Annotated in this window: 10 protein-coding genes; 4 read left to right on the top strand and 6 right to left on the bottom strand. The window is 69.6% G+C overall.

What is annotated here, in order from left to right; translation table 11 throughout:
* Positions 1–48 precede the first annotated feature (48 nt).
* Positions 49–1,089 (top strand): NAD(P)-dependent alcohol dehydrogenase, encoded by a 1,041-nt coding sequence (locus tag ACQUQD_RS00420; protein ID WP_428949864.1) that lies wholly within the window; start codon positions 49–51, stop codon positions 1,087–1,089.
* A 119-nt stretch (positions 1,090–1,208) separates the two neighbouring features.
* Here the strand turns inward: ACQUQD_RS00420 and ACQUQD_RS00415 are convergent, their stop codons facing one another.
* The gene (locus ACQUQD_RS00415) at positions 1,209–2,711 is read right to left on the bottom strand and encodes an MFS transporter (RefSeq protein WP_428949863.1); all 1,503 of its coding nucleotides are present in this window, start codon (positions 2,709–2,711) and stop codon (positions 1,209–1,211) included.
* 281 nt (positions 2,712–2,992) lie between these two features.
* Here ACQUQD_RS00415 and ACQUQD_RS00410 point away from each other — a divergent pair, with 281 nt between their 5' ends.
* Complete coding sequence (locus tag ACQUQD_RS00410) at positions 2,993–3,475, top strand: MarR family winged helix-turn-helix transcriptional regulator (RefSeq protein ID WP_428949862.1); 483 nt, start codon at positions 2,993–2,995, stop codon at positions 3,473–3,475.
* Positions 3,476–3,807: 332 nt separating this feature from the next.
* On the opposite strand, the gene ACQUQD_RS00405 is transcribed toward ACQUQD_RS00410, so the two are convergent.
* The 5 genes from ACQUQD_RS00405 to ACQUQD_RS00385 form a co-directional block, all read right to left on the bottom strand.
* Positions 3,808–4,425 carry an SUKH-4 family immunity protein gene (locus ACQUQD_RS00405; RefSeq protein WP_428949861.1) on the bottom strand — a complete coding sequence of 206 codons (618 nt, stop codon included), beginning with the start codon at positions 4,423–4,425 and terminating at the stop codon, positions 3,808–3,810.
* A gap of 134 nt (positions 4,426–4,559) precedes the next feature.
* Positions 4,560–6,269, bottom strand: coding sequence for a nucleic acid/nucleotide deaminase domain-containing protein (locus ACQUQD_RS00400; protein WP_428949860.1), 1,710 nt, complete (start codon positions 6,267–6,269; stop codon positions 4,560–4,562).
* 246 nt (positions 6,270–6,515) lie between these two features.
* On the bottom strand, positions 6,516–8,204 hold the full coding sequence (locus ACQUQD_RS00395; RefSeq protein ID WP_428949859.1) for a WD40 repeat domain-containing protein: 1,689 nt from the start codon (positions 8,202–8,204) through the stop codon (positions 6,516–6,518).
* Positions 8,205–8,241: 37 nt separating this feature from the next.
* The gene (locus ACQUQD_RS00390) at positions 8,242–9,111 is read right to left on the bottom strand and encodes a nucleic acid/nucleotide deaminase domain-containing protein (protein ID WP_428949858.1); all 870 of its coding nucleotides are present in this window, start codon (positions 9,109–9,111) and stop codon (positions 8,242–8,244) included.
* A 241-nt stretch (positions 9,112–9,352) separates the two neighbouring features.
* Entirely contained in the window at positions 9,353–9,871 is a 519-nt protein-coding gene (locus ACQUQD_RS00385) for a hypothetical protein (protein WP_428949857.1), read from the bottom strand.
* A 464-nt stretch (positions 9,872–10,335) separates the two neighbouring features.
* Between ACQUQD_RS00385 and ACQUQD_RS00380 the strand changes: the two genes are divergently transcribed.
* Positions 10,336–11,313, top strand: coding sequence for a teichoic acid biosynthesis protein C (locus tag ACQUQD_RS00380; protein ID WP_428949856.1), 978 nt, complete (start codon positions 10,336–10,338; stop codon positions 11,311–11,313).
* An 89-nt stretch (positions 11,314–11,402) separates the two neighbouring features.
* Positions 11,403–12,401, top strand: coding sequence for a sigma-70 family RNA polymerase sigma factor (locus ACQUQD_RS00375; protein ID WP_428949855.1), 999 nt, complete (start codon positions 11,403–11,405; stop codon positions 12,399–12,401).
* The last annotated feature ends 44 nt before the right edge of the window (positions 12,402–12,445 follow it).

Raw genomic sequence — 12,445 nt, 5'->3', positions numbered from 1 at the left:
TGGGTCTACGCTCCAATAGACCGAACAGTCTGTTTGAAGAGGATCGAGATGCGTACAACCACCGGATGGAAAGCGACCGGCCCCGGCTCCGTGGAGCGCGCACAGCTCACACGACGCGATCTGCGGCCGGACGACATCGCGGTGCGCGTGGACTACTGCGGGGTCTGCCACACCGACGTGCACACACTGCGCACCTACGATCCACACGCCGAAAGCCTCCTGGTGCCGGGCCACGAATTCACCGGTGTGGTGACCGAGACCGGTGCCGACGTGACCGCCTTCTCGGTCGGCGACCCGGTCGCGGTCGGCAACATCGTCGACTCCTGCGGCACGTGCGCCATGTGCGCCGCGGGGCAGGAGAACTTCTGCCACACCTTCCCGACGCTCACCTACGGCGGCACCGATCGGCAGGACGGCTCGACCACGTTGGGCGGCTACTCCCGCGAATACGTCGTCCGCGACACGTTCGCCTACCCGCTGCCCACCGGCCTGGACGCGGCAGCGGCCGCTCCGCTGATGTGCGCCGGAGTCACCGTCTGGGAACCGCTGCGCTCTCTCGGCGTGGGCCCGGGCAGCCGGGTCGCGGTGGCAGGGCTCGGCGGCTTGGGCCACCTCGCCGTCAAGATCGTCGTGGCACTCGGGGCCACCACCACCGTCATCAGCCGCAGCACGGACAAACGCGACGACGCGCTGCAGCTCGGGGCGCACGACCTGATCGCCTCCACGGATGCGCAGCAGATGGCCGCGGCGCGCGACACCTTCGACGTCGTCATCGACACCGTTTCCGCACCCCATGACCTGGCTCCGTACCTGAAGCTGGTCGCGATGGACGGCACCCTCTCCCTCGTGGGATACCTGGGGGAGCTCACCATCGAGGCCATGGACCTGCTCGTGGGCCGCAAGAAACTCAGCTCGGCCGGCAGCGGCGGGCGGCCCTCGACAGCCGAGATGCTCCGCTTCTGTGCCGACAACGGCATCGGAGCCGACGTCGAGGTCCTCCCCTCGGCCCAGGTCAACACGGCGCTGGAGCGCCTGGCCCGGAACGACGTCCGCTATCGCTTCGTGCTGGACATGTCGGACCTGACCTGACGAGACCGGGGCGCGACCGGCTGCGGTGGCCCCACCGCGGCTCCCGCGCATGCGAAGTGCGCAAGGCGAAGGGGTCCGTACGGCCTGTCGGCCGTACGGACCCCTTCACTCGGTGGGTGTCAGTGCGAGCCGTGGCGGACCGGCTTGGCGTTGACCAGGAGAGCCGCCGCACAGCCGGCGAGCAGCATCGCGGCGACCGCGTAGCCGATCGCGTGGGTGTAGCCGTGGACCACGCCTTCCGCGACGACCTGGGCCTTCTTCGACGGGTCGGTCAGGTGGCCCGCGATGTACGTCGACGTGGCCGAGGTCGCGATGGTGTTCAGCAGGGCCGTGCCCAGCGAACCGCCCACCTGCTGCGAGGTGTTGACCATGGCCGAGGTGACGCCCGCGTCCTGCGGGCGCACGCCGTGCGTGGCGGTGGAGAAGACCGGCATGAAGGTGAGACCCATGCCGAGGCCCATGATCAGCTCGGCCGGCAGGACGTGCGTCGCGTAGGCCGAGTCGACGCCGAGCTGCGTCAGGATCAACAGACCGCACGCGGCGAGCAGCATGCCGGGCACCATCAGGGCGCGGGCCGGGACGCGGGGCAGCAGACGGGCCGAGATCTGCGTCGAACCGATGATGATCGCGACCGACATCGGCAGGAACGCCAGGCCCGTCTTGACGGGGGAGTACCCGAGGATGCCCTGCAGGTAGTACGTCATGAACAGGAACAGGCCGAACATGCCGATCGTGGCGAGGCCCATGGTGAGGAAGCAGCCGGCGCGGTTGCGGTCACGCAGGATGTGCAGCGGCAGCAGCGGCGACTTCGCCCGGGCCTGCCACAGGACGAACGCCAGCAGCGCCGCGACGCCACCGACCAGCAGCGAGACGACCAGCGAGTCGCTCCAGCCGCGCGGCTCGGCCTCGGAGAAGCCGTAGACGATGGCGACCAGGCCGCCGCAGCCGAGGATCACGCCGGGCACGTCGAGCTTGACGTCCTTGTGGCCCGGACGGTCGTGCAGCAGGATCCTGGCGCCGATGACCGCGACGATCGCGATCGGGATGTTGACGTACAGGCACCAGCGCCAGTTCAGGTACGAGGTGAGCACGCCGCCGAGCAGCAGGCCGACGGCGCCACCGGCGCCGGCCAGCGCGCCGTAGATGCCGAACGCCTTGCCGCGCTCGCGCGGGTCCGTGAACGTCGTCGTCATCAGGGACAGCGCGGACGGAGCGAGGAGCGCGCCGAAGACGCCCTGCGCCGCGCGGGCGGCGAAGAGCATGCCGGAGCCCGTCGCGGCACCGCCGACCGCGGACGCGAGGGCGAAGCCGACCAGGCCGATCATGAAGGTGCGCTTGCGGCCGACGAGGTCGGCCACGCGGCCGCCGAGCAGCAGCAGACCGCCGAAGGCCAGGGTGTAGGCGGTGATGACCCACTGACGGTTGCCGTCCGACATGCCCAGGTCGGTCTGGGCGGACGGCAGCGCGATGTTCACGATGGTCGCGTCGAGCACCACCATGAGCTGGGCCAGGGCGATGATGACCAGACCCCACCAGCGCCGGGGGTCGGGTGCCTCGAGCGCGTCGGGGGAGCCGGAGCCCGGCGCCGTCCGGTTGGCGCCGGTGGTTATGGAGTCGCTCATACGGAGGACGTCTCTTCCTTGCCGAGAGTTGTGCGGTGCGCTGTGCGCGGCGGCCCGGAGCCGGGCGCCGTGCTGCGGCGGGACGAGCCGCGCGCACAGTGCGTTCCTGCGGGGATGTGGGCCGGGACGTCGCTGTCCCGGTGAGGTGACCGCGTACCCGGGGGTGAGCCTGGGCGTGAAGGTCTGTCTGCGGTGCGTGCGCCGAGCGATTCGCGTCGCCTTCGGATGTGCGAGGAATCGTCAGTGCAGCTGATTATCAGGAACAGGATACGCTATCGGGCATGACGGACGAAGTCGGATTGGCCGACGTGCTCACGCATCGGCTCGGCTACCTGATGAAGCACGCGTTTCTGCGGCTGGCCGACCTGATGGGCGAGGCGCTGGCCCCGTACGACGTGCACCCCAAGGAACTGGGCGTGCTCTCAGTGATCGCAGCCGACGGTGCCGAGCGGTCGCAGAACGAGCTGGCGTCGGCGATCGGCCTGGACCGCACGACGATGGTCGCCGTCATCGACGGCCTGGAGGGCAAGGGCCTCGTCGAGCGCCGTCGCAGCGACCGGGACCGCCGCCGGAACGTGGTGACACTCACCGAGACCGGCACCGTCTGCCTGCGTGAAGCCGAACAGGCCCGCATCGAGGCCGAAGCGGCGTTCCTCGCCCCGCTCGACGAGGACGCGGCGCGCCGGCTGACGGTGGCGCTGCGCACCCTGTACGACGCACACGAGACGGGCCCCGCACCCGCGGACAGCGTCCGCGATTCATGAGGGTGGCGATGAGCGCCCGCGTGAGGTCTGCCCCGGGCTCGCGGGGAGAGCCCGGACGGCTTGTTCCGCCGCTGGTACCGGGAGTTAGCGGGGGAGACTGTCCCATCTCCCCGGCCCGGGCCTATGGCCGTGGCTACTCGTCGGCGTCGCGGCAGCTCTGATCTGCCACCGGCGCCCCATCAATGGAGCGGCGTGCAGGCCACGCGCCTACTGGGCCGGGGCGCATGCGGCGTGGGGAGTTCGTCGGACAGGTTCAGGAGAAGACGGGTCCGCAGGAAAGAGGCCCGTGCACGGCGCAGACCGCGCGGTGCACGGGCGACATCGGAGAACGATCAGCCGTAGAGCGAGCGGGCGCCCGGGCTGTCGCCCTGGAAGCGCTGGCCCGCGGCGATCTCTTCGCTGACCGTCGACCAGACGGTCTCGTCGTCCTGGAAGGGGAGCGGGTCGATGTCGCTCGTCTCCTCGCGGATGCGCTCGACCTCGCCTTCCAGGCGCTCGAAGTCGGCTTCTTCCTCGTCCTCGCCGCCGCTGAAGGTGAACTCCTCGAGCAGGCGCTGGAGCCTGGCGGTGACCTGGACGAGGGAGGAGACGTCCGCGTGGAGTTCCTGCGCGGTCTCCTCGTCCTCGTCGAAGGCGTGCACCGCGCCGGAACCCGGGTCGAGGGCGAGGTGGGCGTTGAGCAGCCAGCCGATGACGGGCCAGTCACCCGCGCCTTCCGCGGCGTCCTCGAAGTCCTCGATCCGGACGACGTTCTGGACGAGGGGCAGCCGGCCGTCGTCCTCGTCGGGCTGACGCAGCAGGAGCGTCCCGGTGGGGACGCCGACGGTCTGCAGGAGGCGGGCGCCCTCGGTGTCCGCGGCGGTGGGCGGGAAAGCGTCGGCGGGCAAACTCGCGAGCCGGTCCTCGCCGAAGATGTCGACGAGCTCGCTGCGGGTGACGTCGAAAAGCACTGCCAAAACTCCGAACTCGGCGGCGGCACAGGCGCCGTGGGACTCTCAGTTGATAAAAGCGGTCACAACAACAGCGTTGCGGATCGAGACGCCCTTGGCGACCCCGATTCCTTCCCGCCGGCGGGCCCGCCCTCTTATGGAACGAACTTGTTGTCCGAGGGCGAGAAGTTCATCACCGTATCAGTGCGCCCGCCCTCGACACCGTGCTGGTCCCACTGGTCGTGCAGCCACTTGACGTAGGCGCGGTGCTCCCTGTCCTTCTTGTAACCGGAGAGCTCCTTGCCGTCCGGCCCCTTCTCGGACTGGTCGTACTTCTGGCTGTGGGTGACGTCGAGATTGTCAGGGAATTCCCTCGCGAGATACTTGTCGCACTTGGGATTCTTCTGGCACGGCTCACGTTCCGTGTAGAGCTCGCCGACGTTGCCCTCGTGGCCCTTCTTGATCAGCGGGTGTCCGATGGAACGTTCCGAGTGTGCCTTACCGCTGGCGCCGACCAAGATGAAACGGTTCCCCTTGCCGTCGTCGTGCAGCGCTGAAGCGTAGTTGCCGCCGGGGATGTAGGAGCCGGGGCGCTCGGTGCGGTTGGCGAAGCGCCCGAGCTGGGTGGCGCGGGCCAGGTCGGTGGAGCCGGGCGCGACCTTCGTGGAGCCGACGCTTCCCTTGCCGGGCTTGTCCTTGCGCTGCTTGTCCCCCTTGTTGTTCCACGGGTACCAGGCCTTGTCGCCGAGTACGTCGTTCACTCCGGAGGAGTCGTTGTGGGGGACGGGACTGGTGGTCCCGTTGTGATGCAGCTGGCGGATCGAACCGTCGTCGCTGAGAAGGTACATGGGCGTGCCCCCGTCACGCTTGACCTTCTTGACGTCGACCTTGTCGGCCTCGTCGCGGACGTCGTAGTCCTTGCGCTTCTGATGCCGGGAGGCAGCCTTCACACGGTCCGGAACCGTGTCCGTGACGTGGTCGGCGACCTTCTTCGTGGCCTTTTCCATCCCGTCGATGGCGCCCTCGAGGATGCCGTCGAAGACCTCGGTGAAGGGGTCCTTGCCCTTGGTCTTGCCGAAGGAGGTCTTCGACTTGCTGAGGTGGATCCCGGACTGGCTGCTCATGTCGCTGCCGTGGCGGGAGACCTTGCCGGCGCCGTCCTCGAACTCGAAGTGGTCGATGACCGTCTTCTTACCCGCGCTCCCGGAGCCGCCGCTGTCGCTGTCGCCCGCGGAGGCCAGTGTCATGCCGCCCGGCTTGTCCCCGGGGTTGAAGGCTCCCTCGGCGAGGTCGAGGGTCATGTCCGAGACGAGCTCGGCGAGTTTGCCGGTGACGGGCTCGGTGACCTTCGTGATGAGCGCGTCGACGATCTGATCGACCGCCTCGTCGATGAGCCGCTTCACGATGGTGCGCATCAGCGTGATCTCACCGGCGGCGACCGCGGCGGAGATACCCAAGGTGAAGGGAGCGGCGGCGAGTTCGGCGACGATGGTGCCCGCGAGAATGCCGAGCTCGACACCGGCTTTGACCTTCAGGCCGCGGATGATCTCGCCGACCCCGTCGCAGGCGTCCGCGAACAGCCTTGCCACTTCGGGGATCTTGTCCAGGTGACCGGTCTTCACGTGCGACCAGTGCTTCTGCATGGACTCGACAGCCCAGCCCTCGGAGGAGTTGAGGATGCGGGTCACGGCCTTGTCCGCATCACCGCCGCGCCCCTCGAACTCCTCGGCGAAGTCCCGCATGGACGTCGCCATTTCGAAGTAGTCGTCCTCGTCGACGTTGGGCCAGCTGACCCCGATGAGGTCGAGTGCCTCGTCGATGACGCTGGGCAGTACCAGACCCATGGCCGCGTGCTCCGTCCCCATGAACTACAAGATCTTCTGCCCCAGGCTAGCTGGACGGGTTGTCAGGTGCACAAGGGGAACCCGGACGCGTCACGGATCTGTGACAAGAGTCCCATCTGGCGCTGATGGCGGCGGAGTTGACCGAGAGGGCGCGGAGAAGCGGAATGCAACGAAATGCAACCGCCAGACGCATTGCTGGTCGCCCTTTGGCGCGTACCTCAGTGATCGACGCCCTGGAGGTCCCCGCCGCTCACCGCCCGGTCGTCGTCACCGACCCCGCAACCGCACGAGCGCCTCGTCCGTCCCCACCACCAAGTCCCCTTCCGCCGTGAAGGCGAGGGCGTGAGCCTGGCCGCCGGGACGGAAGGTACGCAACCGGTCGTCGTCCAGGGCGCGTTGTTCCACCAGGCCGTCGGCCCAGGCGATCGCGAGGACGAGCCCGGCCTCGGTCGTCGCCACCGCGACCGCGTTGACAGCACAGTCGCGGGCGGCCACCGGCTCGGACATCGGGTCGGTGTGGGGGGCCCATGCGCGTACGGTGCCGTCGGCGCCACCCGTGTACAGCAGGGTGACGGTGTCGCCCTCCGAAGAGACGGGCAGGGCGGTTCCGGCGACCGCGGTGACCTGCCCCCGGTGCAGAGCGGCGGTGCGCGGCTCGGTGCCGACGGTCACCGCGTGCACGGTGCCTGCGGCGTCACCGAGGATCACGTGGTCCCCTGCTGTGCTGACCGCTGTGACCGTCTCCTGCTGACGCTGCGTGTAGTCCTGTACGGCTTCGAGGACTTGCTCATGCCCGGAGGGACCGTCGTCGAGGAGGGCGGCTAGCCCCTTGGGCTGTGCGGACTCGGCGGCGCGCTGGGTGTGCAGGAGGCCGTGTTCGTCGAGGACGCTGACAGTGCCGTCGCCGTGCACGGCAGTGGCACGGGCGCCGTGCGCGGAATGCGGGAGGCGACCGGCGGAACCGGCGCTCTCCGCATCGAGGACGCGCACGGTCCCCTGGTGGTCAGCGGCGACGAGTTGCCCCGCCAGCGGGCCGGTACCGGCTGCCAGGGATCGGACCGGGCCGGGCCACGGCGGGGTGACGTCGCCGCGCACCCGATGCCACACGACGGTCCAGGAAGCTTCTCGGGCGGCCGAGTTGAGGGCAGCGGGCAGGCGCGGATCACCGGCGTCACCAAGAGCGGCGAGGAGAACCAGGGCACGTTCGGCAGCCGGCTGCTCGCGGGTCAGAGAGGCGCCGGCCCGGAGCCAGGCGGCGCGCAGTCCGCCGTGGCTCTCCTCGGAGCGTTCGTACGCGGTGGTCACACTCCAGGGGTCGGCGGCGCAGACCGAGACGGGATCATCCAGGTCGAACGGTTCAATCGACTCCGGGTCCTGCTCCGCGAGCCCGGCCGGGCCGACGGGGTGCGCCGCCTCCCAGGACTCGCGGCGGGCTTCGTCGGTCCACTGGGGCTCGTCCAGGTCCATGCGGGCGCAGGGTCCGGCGGTGAGCGCCTGCGCCCATTCCGTACCGGAGCGGACCTCGACCAGGACACGGACATGCTCCAACGAGGCCAGATCCAGGACGAGTTCGACGAGAGAGTTCGGCTCTTCGGCGGAGTGCAGGTCGGGCAGCGCGATGACGGTGCGGCGCCGGTCGGCGGCAATCGCGGCCAGCAGGTCGCCGGGGGAGGAAGCGGCGATCGACAACTGCTCGCCGAGCATCCAGGCAGCCGTGGTCGCAGTCTGGCCGGGCAGCGGTACGAAGCCGTGAACGCGACGTTCCTCGGCAGTGCCGGGCTGTGTTCCGTGACCGATCAGCCATGAGAGGAGCCGCGACTTACCGCTGCCCTCGGCGCCGGTGACCACGGCGAGACCGGGGGCGTGGGGGTCAGCGAGCCAGGCGAGCAGGGCGGCCGCGGCGGGCTCCCGCCCGGATGCGGGTCGGGGCCAGCCCGTGGCGGGGTCGGCGGTCATCAACCCATCTCCATTCCTGCGGCACCCGGGCGGCGCATCACTGCTGGGCCTGCTGCGCGGCGTGCGTGATGAGTTCCTTGAGGCCTTCCTCGCGTGACTCCGCGGTGTCGCCGTAGTCGAAGCTGTGTGTGAACTCGGCGTGCGGGAGCACGACTTGGAGCCAGGCGGCGCAGTAGTGACCCGGCATCATGCACGGCTGGAGTTCGCAGTAGACGCGGCGGACCTGCTCGGGCTCCACCCCGGCGGAGGAGAGCTGCTGCCACAGCTGCTCCTCGGGGTGCATGCGGCCAGGGCCGGTCTGGGCGGTGACGATCTGCTTCGTGCCGTCCTTGCCGACGTACTCGAAAGCCGACGAGAACGGGAAGTTGAGGGTGTGACGGACGTCGTCGAGCACCCGCGGCCACCAGTTCTCCCGATCGGCGACGGCCTCCGGGTCGACCTGCCGGATCTCCTGGACCAGCGCGGTGAACGCCTCGGCGGCGGACTGGAGCCCGTCTGATGCGGCAATCACCGGGAGGGCGCGATCCAGGACGGCCGCACAGTGCGTGAAGGCGGCGATGTCCGAGTTGACGAACAGCGCGGCCTCGTCACGGCCGAGGAAGAGGGCCTGCACCGAGCCGTCGGTACGGACACACAAGCTCGCCAGGCGGTCGGTGCCGATGCGCACCCACTCCGCCCAGTCGCCCTGGAGAGCGACGCCGCGGTGACCGGTGTACATCCCGAGGGTGGGTCCGTCGGTGTCGTCCGCCGCGATGAAGTACGGGCCGACGTGCAGCGGCACACCGACCTGCGCGAGATGGGTACGGGCCGAGGCCGGCACGGTTCCGTACGAGGCGGGCACGCTGATACGGCGCAGCCCCTGGGGGCCGAACTGTGCGACGGCGGGATCCGAGGGGAGCTCGGGCATTACAGACCTCTCGCGCTGGCGGACTTACCGGCTCCACCCTATGTGCAGGGAAGGCGCGGCCGGGCAGGGGCTGCGAGGAACCCGAGACGGGACCGCGACGGGCACTCCCCGGACGGAGCTCACGGCCGAAGCATTATCAGGAAGCAGCCGACGGTGGGCCTTCGCCCTCGGCTGCGGAACCGCTGAGTGTTTGCTGAACCCGGCGCGCGGCACTCTTGACGGCGCTGATGTGAGGAGCCGTTCAGTCTGTCCGGTGGCGGCCCTTGAAGAAGACGGCGCGTGCGGCGCGTATCCGTTCGGCCTGCCGGTCCGGATCCAGCGCGCGATCGAGCGCGGTGGCCAGGTCGTCGGACGCGGCGAGGGTCCCCGCGCCGTTCGGCGCGGTCCGCCACATGTACCGGTGGTGCCGCTGCACGCCGGTGATGGCGTCCGCGAGCGGGGACGGGACGGTCAGTGTGTCGCCCGCACTCAGGATCGTGGCTCCCGACTGCCGGCGGCGGGTGCCCCAGGCCTCGGCCGTGCCGGGCTCGGCCAGCACGTAGATCCAGGGCTTGGGGCGTGCGTGCTCTTCGAGGACGGGGATGCGGCTTCGGTCCCGGGCGAGCTCCCAGAGGAGCGTGAGGCCCAGCATCTGGGGCAGACGCAGCGCGTCGAATCTCCGGCCCAGGGGGATCTCGGCGAGGTGCGGGGGTTGTTCCCACTGGGTGTAGGCCGCGTCGGGCGTGGGGTGGCAGGACGCCAACCAGTGTTCACCGTCCATGAGTTGACCCTAGAGCCTCACTCTCTGTGCGTCAGCCGGATCGGTCGATCTCCGCTCGAACAGGCAGAAACAGTGCGATAGCGCATGTTCGGCTGGTACGCAGAAGTCACTGAGCGGGGTCACGGCCCGGTGACTCCTGCGTACTTCTTCCAGTGCTGGCTGACAATTGGATGCGGGCGTGACGCACTTCGTCGCGGTCGGTCCTGGGCGCTGCGGCGTGCTGCTTCAGCAAGGGGGATTCTCGTCAGGGCGTGTGTCACGGCGTGGGTCTCGCGGACGTGGTTGTGGGTGTCGCCGCGCTCACCGCCGGCGGGCCGGAGCGGCTTCGGGCGACTCCACTTCGTGCTCGGCCGAGCGGCGATCCGACGCTCAACTGCGCGCTGGGGCACGGCACTCCGTCCTCCCTCCTGCGGCGGATAGCATCACGTGTCCCTTTCCTTCACTCCATGCCTCTGGAGTCCCTCATGAACCGCAACCCTGGCCCTTCTCTCTCCCGGCGCGGCCTCATACGCACCGGCGCCGGCGTCTCCCTCGCCGCGCTCGGGCTCGGTGCCGGCGCGCAGACCGCCTCCGCCGCCGTGGCAGCCACCAAGCGGTTCGATCTCACGCAGCCGTCGTACGACCTGTTCCGGTCCAAGGACCTGCACGGTCCGCGGGTCCAGCAGAGCTTCGCCTTCGACTGGGTGAACAAGTTCCTGTTCGTGGCGACCAAGCGGGACGGAAGCGCCGAGTCCGCCGGTGACCTGTGCATCAACAAGATGGACTTCGACGGGAACTACATCTCGTACATGCACCTCAACGGCTTCGGCCACGGGGTCGCTTTCGCCGCGCTGCCGGATGGTTCCGGCACCGAGCTGTGGATCGAGTGCGCCACGAACACCGGCGGGTTCGGCACCGCGCTCGCCCCCATCCGCTACACCGCCGACACCACGCTGAACTCGCCGGCCGCATCGGCCGCCTTCCGGCCGATCTCCGGGGCCAGCGAGTACACCTGCTCCGTCGACCCGGTCTACGAGCGCGTGATCGTCCGGTACCACACCAGCGCCGGCAAGCGGATCGCCGTGTATCCGCTCTCCGCCTTCCAGGCACGCACCTTCGGCACACCGCTCGTCGACTTCAAGCAGCCGACGATCTCCGGCACTGCGCAGGGCTACACGCTGTACGGCTCGTACATGTACTACCTGACGGGTGACGCCTACCCCGGCGACGGGACCCCCACTGGCGACGGCAACACTTACGTCACCAGCGTCGACATCAACACGGGCGCCGTGAAGCAGGGCCCCGTCCTCACCAAGGCAGGCTCCACCCTCCACCACCGCGAGCCCGAGGGCCTGGCGGTCTACCGCACCGACGCCGGCGAGGCCCGCCTTTTCATCGGCTTCGCCACCGGCCTGGAGGGCGACCGCCGCTCCAGCATCTTCTACAAGAACGCCCTGGTCTGAGCCATGCCCGCCCGGCGGGGCTCGCGGCCCTGATGGCCCCTTCCGGTGTGGCCGTGAAAGCGAGCACCCCGACGGTTAGGATCCGGGGCATGGCCCTGACCCTGAGTGACGTGGACCGGTTCGAGGCGGCCAGGCCGCGTCTCGAGGCCATCGCCTACCGCATGCTCGGCTCGGCGAGCGAGGCGGAGGACGCAGCACAGGAGACCTATCTGCGCTGGCAGGCCGCCGATGTCGAGCGCATCGAAGTGCCCGAGGCCTGGCTGACCAAGGTGCTCACCAACCTGTGCCTCAACCAGCTCACTTCGGCCCGTGCACGCCGCGAGACCTACGTCGGCCAGTGGCTGCCCGAGCCGCTGCTCGAAGGCGACCCGATGCTGGGCCCGGCGGAGACGGCCGAGCAGCGTGACTCGGTGTCGTACGCCGTGCTGGTCCTGCTCGAGCGCCTCTCGCCCAACGAGCGCGCGGTGTACGTGCTGCGCGAGGCGTTTGCGTACTCCCACCGGGAGATCGCCGACATCCTGGACCTCAGCGAGGCGGCCAGCCAGCAGATCCTCCATCGCGCGAAGAAGCATGTGGCGGAGGGCAGAGCGCGGGCGGCATCCGGAGGGGGTGCTGCTGGTGGAGCGGCTTCCGGCGGGGCACGGGCCGACATCGACGAGGCGGCTGTGCGCCGTGTCGTCGAGGAGTTCCTCGCTGCGGCGACCAGCGGCGAGACGCAGCCGCTGATCAAGCTGCTGACCTCGGACGCCATCGCGGTCGGCGACGGCGGCGGAAAGGTGCCGGCCCGGGCCAGCGCCTTCGAGGGCGCACTTGCCGTGGCGAAGTTCCTGCGCGGGATGTTCAAGCCTGCCAAGGCCAAGCGGGATCTGGTCGGCGGTTCGCCCGACCTCTACGCCACCACCGCCAACGGCGGCCCCGCGATCGTCGCGGTGGTCGACGGCCGGGTCTTCGGCGTCATGTGCCTGGAGCAGACACCGGAGGGCATCGTCGCGATCCGCAGCCAGGTCAACCCGGACAAGCTGGAGCGCGCGACGGAGCGCTGGGCGGCGGGCGATTTCGGTGCTCCGGTCCTGACCGAGGCCCTCTGATCCACCTTGTGACGCAGGTCACACTCCTCTCCTGTCAGGAATCA

Origin of the sequence: Streptomyces sp. cg35, assembly GCF_050410835.1 — a bacterium.
In the GTDB taxonomy this organism is placed as follows: domain Bacteria; phylum Actinomycetota; class Actinomycetes; order Streptomycetales; family Streptomycetaceae; genus Streptomyces.
Note: the sequence above shows the minus strand (reverse complement) of the source record. Positions and strands in the feature narration are given on the sequence as shown.